11 protein-coding genes and 1 tRNA gene are annotated in these 15,936 nt (G+C 57.7%); 8 read left to right on the forward strand and 4 right to left on the reverse strand.

All coding sequences use genetic code 11. The features are described from left to right. The 5 genes from Q1J88_RS05220 to Q1J88_RS05240 all read left to right on the forward strand — a co-directional run. A partial coding sequence (locus Q1J88_RS05220) for a LysR substrate-binding domain-containing protein (RefSeq protein ID WP_301116506.1) occupies positions 1-834 on the forward strand: 834 nt, incomplete at its 5' end. 151 nt (positions 835-985) lie between these two features. Next, positions 986-1,822, forward strand: coding sequence for a hypothetical protein (locus Q1J88_RS05225; RefSeq protein WP_301116507.1), 837 nt, complete (start codon positions 986-988; stop codon positions 1,820-1,822). A gap of 30 nt (positions 1,823-1,852) precedes the next feature. Then, positions 1,853-2,923, forward strand: a complete 1,071-nt coding sequence (gene hemE / locus Q1J88_RS05230) for a uroporphyrinogen decarboxylase (protein WP_301116508.1) — start codon at positions 1,853-1,855, stop codon at positions 2,921-2,923. Between the two features lie 316 nt (positions 2,924-3,239). Beyond that, a complete protein-coding gene (locus tag Q1J88_RS05235) occupies positions 3,240-5,354 on the forward strand; it encodes a primosomal protein N' (protein ID WP_301116509.1) in 2,115 nt (704 codons plus the stop codon). Next, positions 5,354-7,441, forward strand: coding sequence for a UvrD-helicase domain-containing protein (locus Q1J88_RS05240; protein WP_301116510.1), 2,088 nt, complete (start codon positions 5,354-5,356; stop codon positions 7,439-7,441). Before Q1J88_RS05235 ends, Q1J88_RS05240 begins: the two co-directional genes overlap by 1 nt. A gap of 75 nt (positions 7,442-7,516) precedes the next feature. Here Q1J88_RS05240 and gcvP read toward each other — a convergent pair whose 3' ends face one another. From gcvP to Q1J88_RS05255, 3 genes are all read right to left on the reverse strand, one after another. Then, complete coding sequence (gene gcvP, locus Q1J88_RS05245) at positions 7,517-10,378, reverse strand: aminomethyl-transferring glycine dehydrogenase (protein WP_301116511.1); 2,862 nt, start codon at positions 10,376-10,378, stop codon at positions 7,517-7,519. Positions 10,379-10,392: 14 nt separating this feature from the next. Continuing rightward, positions 10,393-11,532, reverse strand: a complete 1,140-nt coding sequence (gcvT, locus tag Q1J88_RS05250; RefSeq protein WP_301116512.1) for a glycine cleavage system aminomethyltransferase GcvT — start codon at positions 11,530-11,532, stop codon at positions 10,393-10,395. 259 nt (positions 11,533-11,791) lie between these two features. Then, positions 11,792-12,001, reverse strand: coding sequence for a hypothetical protein (locus Q1J88_RS05255; protein WP_301116513.1), 210 nt, complete (start codon positions 11,999-12,001; stop codon positions 11,792-11,794). A 222-nt stretch (positions 12,002-12,223) separates the two neighbouring features. Here Q1J88_RS05255 and Q1J88_RS05260 point away from each other — a divergent pair, with 222 nt between their 5' ends. Next, positions 12,224-13,759, forward strand: coding sequence for a 3-hydroxyacyl-CoA dehydrogenase (locus Q1J88_RS05260; protein WP_301116514.1), 1,536 nt, complete (start codon positions 12,224-12,226; stop codon positions 13,757-13,759). An 89-nt stretch (positions 13,760-13,848) separates the two neighbouring features. On the opposite strand, the gene Q1J88_RS05265 is transcribed toward Q1J88_RS05260, so the two are convergent. Then, entirely contained in the window at positions 13,849-14,814 is a 966-nt protein-coding gene (locus Q1J88_RS05265) for a c-type cytochrome (protein ID WP_301116516.1), read from the reverse strand. Between the two features lie 249 nt (positions 14,815-15,063). Between Q1J88_RS05265 and Q1J88_RS05270 the strand changes: the two genes are divergently transcribed. Then, positions 15,064-15,138: transfer RNA gene (locus Q1J88_RS05270), tRNA-Arg, on the forward strand. Between the two features lie 100 nt (positions 15,139-15,238). Further along, a complete protein-coding gene (locus Q1J88_RS05275) occupies positions 15,239-15,856 on the forward strand; it encodes a trimeric intracellular cation channel family protein (protein ID WP_301116517.1) in 618 nt (205 codons plus the stop codon). Positions 15,857-15,936 lie beyond the last annotated feature (80 nt).

A 15,936-nucleotide genomic window follows, 5' to 3' on the forward strand; every position in this document is an offset into this window, starting at 1 on the left:
AGCATCAGATTGGGCCACCTTCGGCAGCATTTTGGCGACCCGCTGCTTGTCAGGACGTCGAGCGGACTCATGGCCACGCCATTTCTTGAGGGTCTTATCGGCGACATCGAGCGCGCAATCAAATTGCTAAGCCCCGAAGAAAGCGCCCGGCGTGCGTTTGATCCGGTCACATCGACCCGGCGCTTTCGCCTGGGGCTGAGTCACATTGCACAAATGGTCATGCTGCCCGAAATTCTGGGGCAATTTAAGGTGCTTGGTCCCGGTCTTAAAGTGGAATCTCTGGATCTTGACGGCACTACCGCCGGGCTGCTGGAAAGCGGCCAGCTCGATCTTGCGGTCGGCTACACGTTTGAGTTGCATAACGGCTTCTTTCAGCAACGGCTGTTCGCCGAAAATTACTCCTGCATTGTCCGGCAGGGTCACCCTCGCATCGGCGACACCTTATCCAAGCAGCAGTTTCTGGATGAAGAACATCTCGCCCTGATTGCCCCGGCTACCGGGCATTCCATGTTGGACAAGGTTTTGGAAGAGCGTGGAGTGCAGCGCAAGATAGCAGCCAGGGTTTCTTCGTATCTTGGGCTTGAGCAGATACTGGTATCGACAGACCTGGTCGCCATGGTTCCATCGCGTCTGGCTCGAACCCTGGCGTTGGGCGATCGCATCAAGATCCTGGGCCTGCCGTTTCCTTCACCCACCTACGAAGTACGCCAATATTGGCACGAACGCTATCATCACGATTCGGGCAATAGTTGGCTGCGCAAGCTTATCTTCGAAAGCTTCACCAATCTTCCTCCGGTGTTCACCAAATTGCTGGGTTCGGTAAGTTCGCAGTGACTCTTTGTTCGTCGGTCACGCGCTGAAAAATCTCATCATCGCCCTGTGTGCAGGCAGGTTTCCAGGCCGGAATAGGTAGTTCCCGAGTCGATGCAAACGCCAATTGTTGCGTACTTTCGGGGTGACTAAGCTTGCCCATTCCAATTGGTCAATGCTTGTCACCACGGAGGTCAATATGCGAGAGCGACTCGATTGCGCTTTGATTGGTACCGCGTGCACAGAAAGCTGGACACGTCCCTGGGCCGGCCGACATTTTGCCGGTCGCCTGTATTTTCATTCACCCATGCCCAGCATCGACGTGTCGCATCCCGAAGCGCCCGATCAACTGGGCAACGGCTCCATGATCCTTCGTCGCTTCGATGTCTGTCTGGTGCCGGTCAGCGCGCAGAATCTGGCCTGGGCGCGTACCAGCCTCTCGGCAGCGAACGGCAGGCTTACTACGCCGGTGTTTGCCCTCATCGATCAGCTCAAGGCGGCAGCGCTGAACGATCTCTACGAGCTTGGTTTAAGTGATTTCGTCCGCGCACCGCTGTGCCCCGAAGAGTTGCGTGTACGAATCGAACGGCTGCTTGAACGCCGTGCGCCGGCGCTGTCCTGGTCAATGCCTGTCAGTTCGCCTTCTACCCGGGTCGGCGAGCGAAGCGGAGACTACATCGGGCCCGCCCAGGGGCTTCGCCCAGACGAGGCCGAGCTGTGCTCGACTATACTTGAGCGTACCGGCATCGAACTCGACGCCTATGCTGCTGCCACCGCTTCGCGCAGCGCAACCTCCCGCGAATCCTTTCGGGCTGCCAAGGGCAAGATCATCGAAAGGTTCGAAACCGCCTATATCAAGGCTGCATTGGGCAGACACTCGGGCAATATCGCCATGGCCGCCCGAGCCGCCCAGAAGCACCGTCGTGCTTTCTGGGCCCTGATGCGCAAGTACGACATCGACGCCGCTCCCTACCGGTCCGAGTCGCCACCTAAACACCTTTCCGACGGGTAAAATGACCCGCGTATTTTTTCAAGGATAGCCGTGTCGTCTCCCACACTTAAGAACGATGTTTTCCTGCGTGCGCTCATGCGTGAGCCCGTGCCCTACACTCCGCTTTGGCTGATGCGCCAGGCCGGGCGCTACTTGCCCGAATACAACGAGACCAGGGCGCGTGCAGGATCGTTTATGGGTCTCGCCCAAAACCCCGAATACGCTTGCGAGGTAACGTTACAGCCTCTGGCGCGCTTCGAGCTGGATGCGGCTATCCTTTTCTCTGACATCCTTACGGTGCCCCATGCCATGGGCCTGGGCCTCGACTTTGTCGCTGGCGAAGGTCCCCGATTCGCGCATCCTGTGCGCAGCGAAGACGAAGTCCTCAAGCTTGCGGTTCCCGATATGTCGCAGCTGCAATATGTGTTTGACGCTGTGTCGCTCATTCGCAAAGAGCTCGATGGCAAGGTGCCCCTGATCGGTTTCGCGGGCAGTCCCTGGACTATCGGTTGCTATATGGTCGAAGGACAAGGTTCCAGCGACTACCGTCTTATCAAGAGCATGCTTTACTCCCGGCCCGACCTCGTCCATCGGATGCTGAACGTCAATGCTCAGTCTACGGCTTTGTACCTCAATGCCCAGATTCAGGCTGGCGCACAGGCCGTGATGATCTTCGATAGTTGGGGCGGCGTATTGGCCGACAGCCTGTACCAGGAATTCTCGCTGGCCTATGTTCAGCAGGTGGTTCAAGGCTTGACCCGCGAGCGTGAAGGGCGTCGGGTGCCTGTCATCGTCTTCACAAAAGGGGGCGGGCAGTGGATAGAAGACATCGCGGCTTGTGGCTGCGATGCCGTCGGTCTGGACTGGACTGTCAACCTTGCCCAGGCTCGCCGCCGGGTCGAAGACAAGGTCGCCCTGCAGGGCAATATCGATCCCATGGCCCTGTTCGGTGGCGAGGCAGCCATTCGTGCCGAGGCACGTCGGGTCATCGACGACTTTGGGCCAGTCGGCGACGGAGGCCACGTGTTCAATCTCGGGCATGGCATTTCTCAATTTACCCCTCCCGAGGCGGTGGCGGCCCTGGTCGACGAAGTCCACACCTACAGCCGGGGCAAGCACTGATATTGCACTGAACAATTCGCAAAGGCCCGTGACTACGGGCCTTTTTGACAAGTTGTGCACAAGTTACATCGCTCTGCAACAAAACCGTAGCTCGGAAGGTCTGCATTAAGATTGCTATGTAACCTGTTGATTTATAAATGGTATATGTAAAGTTCGTGGTGGCGGGTGTGATTTGTAAGGAAAACAGCACCGACTTATCCCAAGTTGTTATTGCGGTTCTCCCCAAAGTTATCCACAGGTGTCACTTAGCCCTTTCGCCAGACCCTGATGACAACAGGGCTTACACGCCATACATAAGAATTTACTTTAAGTCTCAATGACCGCTCCGTCGTCGATCTTGCCCAGTCGCGAGCCTGGCCCGCACAATGCTGATGCACCTGCCTACTGGTTACGGGTCGCGCTCGATGTGCCCCTGCCGGGTTTGTTCGACTACCGCAGTGATCAGGATGTTGCCGTGGGAACGCGGGTAATCGTCCCGTTCGGGCGGCGGAAAATGGTGGGTGTCGTTGTTCAACTGGAAGATCAGCCGACCATCGATGCGCACTTGGTCAAACCCGTTGAACAGATCCTGAGCGATCTGCCACCCATGCCCGACGACTGGATGCGTCTGGCCAGGTTTGCCGCCCAGTATTATCAGCGGCCGCTTGGCGAAGTCATGCTGCCATGTCTTCCCACGGGTTTACGCAAGGTCAGCGCCTATCAGGGCAAGCGGTCTGGGGGCGGACCGGTAGTGCGCAGCGACGCACGAAAGCAGTCGGCGCCTGCCTCCGATGTCACGCCGGCAGCGGCACCCCAACTTAATGCCGATCAAGAAAAGGCTGTAAACGAGATCTGCGGCATTCAAGGCTTCAAGGCAGTACTGCTGCATGGTATTACTGGCAGTGGCAAAACAGAGGTGTATCTTCGTGCAGCCCAGCACGCCTTGGCGCAGGGTCGGCAAGTGCTGTTCATGGTGCCCGAGATCAATCTCACCCCGCAGCTCGAACGATCACTGCGTGCTCGACTGACCGCTGTTGCCGGTGGCGATATTCTCGCGGTCATGCATAGCGGCCTGGCCGACGGTGAACGCTTGCGTGCGTGGCTGCGTGTGCAGCGCGGCCAGGCGCGAATCCTTCTTGGAACCCGCTTAGCCATCTTTACCCCGCTTCCCGACCTGGGGCTGATCATCGTTGACGAAGAGCACGACGCTTCCTACAAGCAGCAAGACGGCCTTCGCTATTCGGCGCGCGATCTGGCTGTGTGGCGTGCGCACGACTTGGGGATACCGGTAGTGCTGGGCTCGGCGACGCCGTCCCTCGAGTCCTGGCATCATGCGCAAACCGGGCAGTATCTTCTTTTATCGTTAACGCATAGGGCCCGCGATGCCGAGTTGCCGGCGGTCCGGCTGGTAGATACCCGTCGGCTTGCCCTGGAGCAGGGCTTGTCGCCACATCTGGTAACGGCCATGCAAGAGCGCCTGCAAGACAAACAGCAGTGCCTCGTCTTTCTTAATCGGCGCGGTTATGCGCCGGTACTTTCGTGCGCGTCGTGTGGGTGGGTCAGCCAATGTACGCGATGTACCGCCTATACGGTCTTGCATCGGGCCCGCGGCGGGCGAAATCTTTTAAGTTGTCACCATTGCGGGTACCGAAGCCAGGTGCCTCGTGCTTGCCCCGACTGTGGCGACCAGGATTTGCGCCCGATGGGGCGCGGTACACAACGCGTCGAAGAACATCTTGCCGAACTGTTTCCCGACGCCCGCATTGCACGGATTGATGCTGACAGCACGCGTCTGAAAGGTAGCGCCGAGGCCCTGTTTGCCAAGGTGCATGCCGGTGAGGTCGATATTCTGGTCGGCACGCAGATGGTCGCAAAGGGTCATGACTTCTCCAATCTGGGTCTGGTTGGCGTCCTTAATGCCGATTCCATGCTTTTTTCACAAGATTTTCGTGCTCCCGAACGATTGTTTGCGCAGTTGATGCAGGTGGCCGGCAGGGCTGGGCGCCACCTGAAGGGTGCAGAGGTCATCATCCAGACCGACTACCCGGAACAACCTGTTTATCAGGCGCTGACCCGCCACGATTACAAAGGGTTCGCCGAGTACGCCCTGACCGAGCGCCGGGCGGTGGGTTTGCCGCCATTCGCCCATCAGGCGCTGCTTACCGCCGAGGCCCGGGAACTGCGGCTGGCCATGGACTTTCTTTCTGCAGCGCGAGACTTCGTCGGTCAGCATCCAGACCGGTTCCCAGCGGCAGATTTGATCACTCTGTACGACCCGGTGCCCTTGCGGGTAGTACGGGTCGCCAATATTGAGCGTGCGCAGCTCCTGGTGGAAAGTAGCAGCCGACCGGCGTTGCAGGCGTTTCTTTCCGTCTGGATGCAGGCCATGCCCCAGCTGGCAGTCGATACTCGAGTTCGCTGGCAGCTTGAAGTTGACCCCCTGGAAATCTGATGTCTGGATACACGAGTTTGCCAGCAGGCCATACGCTGGCTCCTGATTTGAATCCGCCCCAACGTGGCGCCGTCCTGTATCTGGACGGCCCCTGCCTGGTCCTGGCCGGTGCAGGCAGTGGCAAGACACGGGTCATCACGCAAAAGATCGCGTATTTGTTGCGAGAGTGCGGCTATCAGGCCCGGAACGTGGTGGCGCTTACCTTTACCAACAAGGCCGCTCGCGAAATGAGCGAACGGGTCAAGGCCCTGGTCGATTCGCGCCTGATGAAAGGCCTGACGATCAGTACATTTCATTCCCTGGGAGTGCGATTTCTGCGCGAGGAAGCCCGCCATGCCGGGTTGAAGTCAGAATTTTCGATTCTTGATTCCACCGATTCACTGGGAATAATTCAGGAGCTGCTGGCCACTACCGACAAGGCCAGATTGCGAGCCGTCCAGCAAACCATCTCGCTATGGAAGAATGCATTGATGGATCCTGATGCTGCCGAACGCGCAGCAGCTACGCCGAACGAGGCCGATGCCGCGCGGGTGTATCGAAACTATGAAGCGACGCTTGCCGCCTACCAGTCTGTTGATTTCGACGACCTGGTTCGACTGCCCACTGAGCTGATGCAGACCCATCAAGAGATACGCGAGCGGTGGCAGGCGCGCGTGCAGTATCTGCTGGTGGACGAATATCAAGACACCAACGAATGTCAGTATCGCCTGGTAAAGCTTTTGACCGGTCAACGGGCGATGTTTACGGCGGTCGGGGACGATGATCAGGCAATTTACGCCTGGCGAGGCGCGACGGTCGAGAATCTGGCCAAGCTCACCACGGATTATCCTTCGCTCAAGATCATCAAGCTTGAACAGAACTATCGCTCGGTAGAACGTATCTTGTCGGCGGCCAATCGGGTGATCGGACATAATCCCAATTTGTTCGACAAGAAGCTGTGGTCGAACCTTGGTGTGGGCGAGCCCATACAGGTCACCGCTATGGAAACCGACCTGATCGAGGCGGAATCGGTTGCAGTGCGCATCTCGGCCGAACGATTCGAGCGGCGAGCGCAGTGGCGTGATTTTGCAATTCTGTATCGAAGCAATCAGCAGGCGCGCGTTGTCGAACAAGCGCTGCGCAATCTTCACATTCCTTACACGGTGTCCGGCGGACAAAGCTTCTTTGACAAGGCAGAGATTCGTGACGTTCTGGCGTATCTGCGCTTGATCGCCAATGATGATGACGACCCCGCTTTCATCCGTGCGGTCACGACTCCCCGGCGGGGGATAGGGCAGGGAACCTTGAAGACCCTGGGTGAGTTTGCTTCCGAAAATGGCTTGTCTCTTTTTGCTGCGGTCTTCGAAATTGGTGCGTCGCAACGGCTGGCGTCACGCCAACTGGAATCTTTGCAAACTTTCGCACGCTTCATCCAGAGCATTCAGGAGCGTGCGGGCCGCAAGAGCGGTCGGCAAGTCACTCGGCAGGCCGAGCCTGCGGGCCCGCTTCTTGACGAAATGCTGGCCGCTATCCAGTACGAGCGCCATCTGTACGACACGCTTGATGATCGTGCCGCACAGACACGCTGGCAAAATGTGCTCGAGCTTACAGAGTGGCTCAAGCGCAAGGCCACCGAGGACGAGCTCGATCTTTTCGAATTGGTGCAACATGTGGCGCTGGTGACCATGCTTGAGCGCAGCGACGAGGAAGATCCCGATGCAGTAAAGCTATCTACGTTGCATGCTTCGAAGGGGCTTGAGTATCCACATGTGTATCTCATCGGCGTCGAAGAAGGGTTGTTGCCTCATATGGGCCGCGATGAAGAGGATGGCGATCCCGCAAAAGCTGCCGAATCGCTGGTAACCCGCATACAGGAAGAGCGTCGCCTGATGTACGTGGGCATTACGCGAGCTCAGCGCTCGCTGCACCTCACTTGGTGCAAGAAGCGTCGCAGGGCGCGCGAAGATGTTGTCTGCGAGCCATCCCGCTTTATTGCCGAAATGGGGCTTTCCGCCCTGAAACCGCAAGAAGACTCATCGTTGCAGGCGATGTCTCCCAAGCAACGCCTGAGCATGCTCAAAGACTTGCTCAACAAGACAGAAAGCTGAATCTGCGAAGCGGGTCTCGTCTGCTTTTTTGTGATCCACGGGCTGAACAGGCCCGGATCAGGCTTGCGTTTTGTTTTAAGCGTAGTCGCCGACGGGTATGCACGAGCAATACAGATTCCGATCACCGTAGCTGTTGTCGACCCTGCCAACCGGAGGCCAATATTTGTTGGCCTGAAGACCTGGTACAGGGAAAGCGGCTTGCGAGCGCAAATAGCTGTGGTTCCATTCGTCGGCACTGACCATTGCCGCCGTATGCGGCGCATTGCGCAGAGGATTGTCGTTTGCGGCGAATTCGCCGGCCTGGACTCTGGCGATCTCTTGTCGAATGGAAATCAAGGCCTCAACAAAGCGGTCAAGTTCGCTCAGCGCTTCGCTTTCCGTTGGCTCTAACATCAGCGTACCAGGTACGGGAAAGCTCATGGTTGGAGCGTGAAATCCGTAGTCCATCAGGCGTTTCGCAATGTCTTCATTGCTGATGCCGGTGTCCTTTTGCAGTGGCCGGATATCCAGGATGCATTCATGCGCGACCAGTCCTTTTGCGCCGGCATACAGCACCGGATAATGCGGGCTCAGACGCGACGCAAGATAATTGGCAGCCAAAATCGCGTGTCGAGAAGCATCGGTCAGCCCCTGCGAGCCCATCATGGCGATGTACATCCATGATATGGGGAGGATGCCCGCCGAGCCATAAGCCGCAGCGCTGATTGCTCCGATGCCGTTTGGATGAGGCTCGTAGCCCTGGGACCGCTGGTTGGGAAGGAACGTCGCCAGATGTTCGGCTACCGCCACCGGGCCCACTCCCGGGCCTCCGCCGCCATGCGGAATGCAGAACGTCTTGTGCAGGTTCAGGTGGGATACGTCTCCACCAAATCGGCCTGGCGCTGCAAGACCCACCATGGCGTTCATATTCGCGCCATCGACATAGACCTGGCCTCCGTGGCGGTGAACGATATCGCAGACTTCGCGCACGGATTCTTCGAAGACGCCGTGTGTCGAAGGGTAGGTGATCATGATGGCAGCCAGGTTCTGGCTGTACGACTCGGCCTTGCTGCGCAGGTCTTCCAGATCAATATTGCCGTGGTTGTCGCACTTTACGACGACCACTTCCATACCCACCATTTGGGCCGAGGCCGGGTTCGTTCCATGTGCCGATGCGGGAATGAGGCAGATATTTCGGCGCGACTCTCCGCGTGACGCATGGTAGGCGCGAATGATCTGCAGGCCTGCGTATTCACCTTGCGATCCGGCATTGGGCTGCAGGCTGACGGCGGCATAGCCGGTCACGGCGCAAAGCATGGCCTCAAGTTCCTGGATCATTTCCCTGTATCCCCGGGTTTGATCTTCAGGAGCGAAGGGGTGGATGTTTGCAAATTCGGGCCAGCTTATCGGAATGAGCTCGCTGGTGGCGTTCAGCTTCATCGTGCATGAGCCCAGGGGGATCATTCCGCGGTCCAGTGCAAGATCCTTATCGGCGAGACGACGCAGATAGCGCAGCATCTCGTGCTCGCTGTGATGGGTATTGAATACGGGGTGGGTCAGGTAGGGCGTTTGTCTTGCCAGCGTGCCGGGGAAAGCAAACGACTCAATACCTTGACGCAGATCGATGTATTCCGGAGCCTCACCACCTTGCGCAAAGATGCTCAAGAGGTCCTGCACGTCGGACGGGCCGGTAACCTGATCGAGCGATATGCCGATGTGCGTATTGTCAAGTTGTCGAAGATTTATGCCTTTGGCCTGTGCTGCTTCGATGAGGCCTTGAGTCGCCGAGCCGGTAATCAGGGTGAGAGTGTCGAAATAGGTCTCGTTGACGCGTTCCCAGCCCATCTCGGCCAGGCCCTTTGCCAGGGTGCTGGTCAGCTCGTGTATTTCCTGGGCGATTCGTCTGATTCCGCCCGGACCATGGTAAACAGCATACATTGACGCCATGATGGCCAGCAGCGCCTGCGCCGTGCAGATGTTTGACGTGGCTTTTTCTCGTCTGATATGTTGCTCACGTGTTTGCAGGGCCAGGCGATAGGCGGGTTGACCTTGCGAGTCGACGGTGACCCCTACCAGGCGGCCTGGAAGCGAACGCTTGAATTCATCTCGTACCGCCATGTAACCGGCGTGAGGGCCGCCGAAGCCCAAGGGAACACCGAAACGTTGCGTGGTGCCGATCACGACATCTGCCCCCCATTCTCCCGGGGGCTTGAGCAAGGCAAGGGCAAGGAGGTCAGCGGCTACGGTAACCAGGCCGCCACGCTCGTGTACCGCCTGTGTCAACGCACTGTAATCGCGGACGTCGCCATTAACGCCGGGATACTGCAACAATACGCCGAATGCGTCGGTATTGGCTGCCTCTGCGGCCGGTCCGACCTTTACCTGTATGTTCATCGCCTGGGCGCGCGTTTGCACGACTTCCAACGTCTGCGGCAGGACGTCGTCAGCGACATAGACAGTGGTGGAAGCCGCAGTGCGATTGACCCGCAGCATCAGGGCCATAGCCTCTGCGGCGGCAGTTGCCTCGTCCAGCATTGATGCGTTGGCGATATCCGAGCCTGTAAGGTCGGTGACCATCTGCTGAAAGTTGATCAACGCCTCGAGGCGTCCCTGAGATATCTCTGGCTGATAAGGAGTGTAAGCCGTATACCAGGCGGGGTTCTCAAACAGATTCCGCAAAATGACTGTGGGCGTCAGGGTGCCGTAATAACCCTGACCGATGAAACTGCGGAACACCTTGTTTTTTTTCGCGCGCTCTCTTAATTTTGCAAGCGCCTCCGACTCGGATAAGGGTTGACTGAACTCCCCCAGGTTCAAAGGTTCGGTGAGCCTGATGTCAGAAGGAACTACATCGTTTATGAGAGCATCCAGGCTGCTGTAGTCCAGCTCCTTGAGCATGCGTCGCTGCTCGATACGGTCAGGGCCTATGTGTCGTTCGCTGAAAGGAATGCTCATCATGTTCCTCGTTGGAGTCAAATCAGGACCTTGCCGTTACGTACGAATGGAGGACGCACGATACGAGCGCGAACGGGCTTGCCCCGTATGATTACCTGAGCTTCGCTGCCCGGCTGTACGCCCGACGGCAGGCGGGCCAGTGCGATGCTTTGTCCGACGGTGGGGCTGAAGGAGCCGCTGGTGACCATGCCGTCCCCGTCGGGCGTTTCGACTCGCTGTCCCGGCCGGAACATGCCGGCCCGATCCATCGCGACGAGTCCGCCCAGCCACGTTTGCTGAGTTTGCTCGCGCAGCGCAGCCTTGCCAATGAAGTTGCGCGAGGCTTCGAGGTCGACCGTCCAGCCCAGCCCGCAGTCCAGCGGGGAGGTGGTGTCATTCATGTCCTGGCCGTACAAGTTCATGCCCGCCTCAAGGCGGAGCGTATCGCGCGCGCCCAGACCCGCCGGCCGCACTCCTGCGTTCAGCAACTGATCCCACAGACCTGAAAGTGCATCGGCCGACAGGATCAATTCGTAGCCGTCCTCTCCGGTGTAGCCGGTCCGTGAAATCAACATCTCGCCGAAGCGCGTGTCCGTGTGAAAGCTGGCGTGAAAGGGTTTCAATTTGTCCAAAACAGAATGCGCGCCGGGCAGCGCCTGTTCACAGCGATCACGCGCTTGCGGTCCCTGAACAGCGATAATGCCAAGGGCCGGTTCTGACGTTTGCGTGTCGCCAAAGCGACGCAGGTCGAGCACAACCGAGTCGTTCTGGAGTTGCGCCTGATGTTCAAGCCAGCCGAGATCCTGGAGCGCCGTGGCCGCATTGACGACCAAGCGGTAGCGATGATCGTCGAAGTAGTACACAAGCAGGTCGTCCAAAATTCCCCCACGGGGATTCAGCATGCAACTGTATAAGGCTTTACCGGGCTGCTGAAGCTTGTCTACATTATTTGCCAGAACCGATCTCAGGAACGCGCGGGCGTCCTTTCCACGCACGTCGATGACGCCCATGTGCGATACGTCGAACATGCCGGCGCTTTGACGTACCGCATGGTGTTCGTCGATCTGCGAACCGAAATGTAGCGGCATGTCCCAGCCGCCGAAATCCACCATGCGAGCGCCCAGCTTTACGTGGCGATCGGCTAGCGGAGTCTTTCGAAGTGTGGGAGAGCTGGTCATGACGCTGGACTCGAAAACGGTGATCGGCGAAGCAACGGCCTCGTGCTCTCGCTCTGTTTAGTGCTTGGGTCCGACAGTGTCAATCAGGGCAGATCTTTATGGAATTTTTTGTTCGTTGATCAGCCGGCTGGGCAATTTAACAAATAATGAGCGTATACCCAATAAAAAGCCGGGTTCGCGTTTTGCGCGGAACCCGGCTTGGATGCTCGAATGGGGGCAAGGATAATTGCCGCCCGAGCGGTACTACTAGGAGGAAGTCTTAGGCAGCGGTGACGTTGTGGCCGTCTTTGCGTGCGTCATCCATGTCATTGGAGACGCCGGCGACAAAGGAAACCAGTTTCGTATGGACTTTCTTTACCAGAACGCCTAGCCAGCTCAGGAGATTCGGTTCGTTGTAGTAGCTGTCGATTTCGCCATTGATGAGTTCGCGCTCAAGGGAATCGGTCAGGGTGATGTTGTATTTGGTCATAGCAAGCCTCCAGGTAATCCAAATTAGCTCTTTTGAAGCGTTGACTCTATTATAGGGTAAACCCTAGTCTTATACAAGAGCTAAATACGTGTATACCCTTAGTTAACCTGGTTGTTGGTTTTAATCGACAGATCGAGTGCGCCGCACGAGTCAGGGGCGGCCAGTCAATCCGATTTATGATTAGGGTTTTGCTTTCAATCAGGCTGTACGGAGTGGGATGACATGAAGAAGATAGAGACGATAGGAATTGTCGGCGCAGGCGCCATGGGTCGCGGCATTGCACAAATTGCCGCTCAAGCCGGCCTGAGGGTGTTGCTGTACGACCTGAACGAGCAGGCAGTGGCCGCCGCACGCGAAAGTCTTGACGGTATCTGGCAGAAGCTGGCCGGCAAGGGAAAAATAACGGCCGACGATGCACAGGCTTCATTGGAGCGTGTCGTGGCGTGTTCCGACCTATCCGACATGTCGGGGGCGCAACTGGTGGTCGAAGCAGTCATCGAGCGCCTTGACGTCAAACGTGAGCTTTTCCAGAAACTTGAAGGAATCGTGGCCGAAGACTGCATCCTTGCGTCGAACACCTCGTCCTTGTCCATTACTGCGATTGCGGCCGGTTGCAATAGGCCCGGCCGTGTGGCGGGGTATCACTTCTTCAATCCTGTACCCTTGATGAAGGTGGTTGAAGTCATCGACGGGTTGCGAACCGAGAAGGCGGTGGGCGATGCCTTGATGGAACTGTCCCGCAACATGGGGCACACCCCGGTCCGGGCCAAAGATATGCCGGGATTTATCGTCAATCACGCCGGCCGGGGGATGAACATCGAGGGCCTGCGTCTTGCACAGGAGGCCGTCGCTCCCTTTTACCAGGTCGACGCCATCATGCGCGAACAAGCAGGGTTCCGCATGGGTCCGTTCGAATTGCTTGACCTGACCGCGCTTGATGTGTCGCACCCCGTCATGGAGTCGATTTATCAACAGTTTTACGACGAGCCCCGCTTCCGCCCGTCCCCCATTACGGCGGTCCGGTTTGCCGGCGGGCTGTTGGGACGCAAGACGGGGGAAGGTTTCTACCGCTATGTGGATGGCGCCAAGCAGGTGCCCGAGGCACCGGCCGTTCCCGCTTTGCCGGAAGGGCTCAAAGTCTGGCTGGCACCGTATCATCCCGTCGGCCACAAGCGCGCAGCGGCTTTACTCAAGGATCTCGGTGTTGGCGTGATTTCCACGGAATCGCCGCCGGCAGATGCGCTGATTGTTGTCACTCCGTTTGGTGAAGACACCTCCAGCGTCGTGGCCGAGTACCAGCTTGATGGTGAGCGCACTGTTGCGCTTGATACCTTCTTTGGTCTGGAGCAGGGCAAGAGACGTGTCCTGATGTGCTCGCCTGCTACGCTGCCGCAATGGCGCGATGCCGCTCACGCCTTGTTTGCATCAGACGATACTCCGGTGTCGGTCATTGATGATTCGGCGGGTTTTGTGGGTCAACGCATGGTGGCCAGCATTGTTAACGTCGCCGCTGATATTGCTCAGCAAACGATTGCTTCACCCAAAGATATTGATCTGGCGGTCTCGCTGGGTCTGGGCTATCCCCGAGGCGGCCCGTTGAGCATGGGCGATTCTCTCGGGGCGGCGCTGGTCCTGGATATCCTGCGCAATATGTACCGCGTGACGGGCGATTCCCGTTACCGCGCCAGCCTGTGGCTGCAGCGACGCGTGCAACTGGGCTTGTCCCTGACTGCCGAACCCCGGTGTGTGGCAGGCTAGAAATCACCGGATCAAAATAAAATGCCCGTTCATATGAACGGGCATTTTTATAGCCGGTCGGTAAACCGGCTGACCTTGCGGCAGCTGACTTATTGGGACTGCTGCACCATGTACTGCACGGCGGCACGAATTTCTGCGTCGGAAGCTTGCGATCCGCCGCGTGGAGGCATGGCACCTTTGCCGTGAATGGCAATTTCGACCATGGTATCCATGCCGCTGGCAATGAGTGGCTCCCACGCTGCTTTATCGCCCAGCTTTGGTGCATTGGCTACGCCGGCGTCATGGCAGGCAAAGCAAACGGATTTATAGAGCTTTTCGCCGGCCGGGTCGATGCTGGCGGTTTCTGCAGCGGCTTCGGCTTGCTGCTGCGCCGGTGCGCTGGATTCTTCAGCGGGGGCTGCAGCCTGTTGTGACTCGGACTGCGCGGCTTGGGCTGGCGCCGCCGCAGCGGGCTTGACTTCGGTTGGTACGGCTTGCTGCGGTGCCGTTGCCGAGGCTTGAGCCTTGTCGGCGCTGGCTTCTTCGCCTTCTGCCGGGGCAGCAGGCTCTTCGAACGAACCGCCTGACTGATTGGCCATGTAAACCATGGCACGTTCTACTTCGATATCGTCGAGCGAGGGGTTACCACCCTTGGCCGGCATCGCGCCCTTGCCATGCAAGGCGATGTCGAGCATTTTTTCGTAACCTTCCTGGATCAATGGTGCCCAAACGGCCTTATCGCCCAGTTTGGGTGCGCCGGCTACACCGGCCGTGTGACAGGCGCTGCAGGTGGATTCATACACTTGCTGGCCGGTTTTGAGGGTTTTGGGCGCATTGGCATCGACCAGTGCGAATCCTGCAACCGGCTTGATGCGCTGAGCAATGGCTTCAGGGCTTTGGGCATCGGAGCCGGCGGCCGGAGAAACGCTGCTGATGACCAGTCGGATCAGCAAAAATATGATGATGACCGGAACAATGAACGCAAGGATAACGGTGACAATGAGTTGCTTGGGCGTTTTGATGAGGCCTTCGTGCCCCTCGATGGTTGCTTCGACGTGGTCTTCTGTATTGTTCATGATCGAGTCCTGCGTTTCCTGACAAAGGAACAAAGCCCTTTTATAAGCCCTGTCTTCAAAGCTCTTTATGGTTCGAGGCCCCACCCGGACAAATGCCCTCCAGATGGGCGACTAAATATTGCTATGTGGCAAGATGCTGCACGACGGCGTTGCGGCGCAAGGCACGTTGTCCACAAACCGTACGATTATAACGGGTGTCATCGTCTAGTGCAGGCTGCTTTTAAATCAGGCTACAATGCTCTTTTTCGCGCGTCCGTAGTTCAATGGATAGAATGAGAGTCTCCGAAGCTCTTGATACAGGTTCGATTCCTGTCGGACGCGCCAGCAGCCTTCTTTTTTCCCTCCTGCCGTTCAAGAAAAAGTACGATAAATATAGGCGTACGGTGGGGCGGCGCTGTTACATCATCCTGGATCGCACGCCGCCATGGTATTGCTGACCCTGTACATCATCGCCATCACCGCCGAGGCCATGACTGCCGCCTTGGCTGCGGGCAGACGCGACATGGATTGGGTAGGCGTGTGCATCATCGCCTGCGTGACCGCACTTGGGGGCGGATCGGTCCGTGATGTACTGCTGGGGCATTACCCATTGACCTGGGTGGCTCACCCTGAATATTTATGGATCACGGCGGGTGCGGCGATAGTTACGGCTTTGATCGCCCCGGTCATGCGTCGCCTGCATAGCTTGTTTCTTTTGCTCGACGCGCTGGGTCTGGTGGTGTTTACCGTTATCGGTTGCCGTATTGCGCAGGAAATGGAACTGCCGATTACCATTGTTCTGATCAGTGGAATGATTACGGGTTGCGCCGGTGGAGTGCTGCGCGACGTGCTTTGCAACGACATCCCACTTTTGCTTCGTAAAGAGCTGTACGCCAGCGTGTCGGTGCTGACGGGTGGCGTTTTCATGGTGGCACAGTCTCAGGGCTTGCCCATGAATTTATCGATGCTGGTTGCCATGACGCTGGGCCTGACCATGCGGATCCTTGCCCTTCGCTACAACTGGCAGATGCCCAAGTTCGTGTATCGGGACGAATGGCGCTAGGCCAGACTTTACCTTGCGATTTCCGACGCGCTCGGACTCTTTCGGATTCGAGGTTCAGGGCATGGTAAAGGGGCCAGATA

The organism is Pusillimonas sp. (assembly GCF_029263785.1).
Classification (GTDB): Bacteria; Pseudomonadota; Gammaproteobacteria; order Burkholderiales; family Burkholderiaceae_B; genus Pusillimonas.

Excerpts from the sequence above, each read along its gene's own strand:
- Q1J88_RS05225 (WP_301116507.1), top strand. The coding sequence starts at position 986 with ATGCTTGTCACCACGGAGGTCAATATGCGAGAGCGACTCGATTGCGCT.
- Q1J88_RS05235 (WP_301116509.1), top strand. The coding sequence starts at position 3,240 with ATGACCGCTCCGTCGTCGATCTTGCCCAGTCGCGAGCCTGGCCCGCAC.
- Q1J88_RS05240 (WP_301116510.1), top strand. The coding sequence starts at position 5,354 with ATGTCTGGATACACGAGTTTGCCAGCAGGCCATACGCTGGCTCCTGAT.
- gcvP (WP_301116511.1), bottom strand. The coding sequence starts at position 10,378 with ATGATGAGCATTCCTTTCAGCGAACGACACATAGGCCCTGACCGTATC.
- gcvT (WP_301116512.1), bottom strand. The coding sequence starts at position 11,532 with ATGACCAGCTCTCCCACACTTCGAAAGACTCCGCTAGCCGATCGCCAC.
- Q1J88_RS05255 (WP_301116513.1), bottom strand. The coding sequence starts at position 12,001 with ATGACCAAATACAACATCACCCTGACCGATTCCCTTGAGCGCGAACTC.
- Q1J88_RS05260 (WP_301116514.1), top strand. The coding sequence starts at position 12,224 with ATGAAGAAGATAGAGACGATAGGAATTGTCGGCGCAGGCGCCATGGGT.
- Q1J88_RS05265 (WP_301116516.1), bottom strand. The coding sequence starts at position 14,814 with ATGAACAATACAGAAGACCACGTCGAAGCAACCATCGAGGGGCACGAA.
- Q1J88_RS05275 (WP_301116517.1), top strand. The coding sequence starts at position 15,239 with ATGGTATTGCTGACCCTGTACATCATCGCCATCACCGCCGAGGCCATG.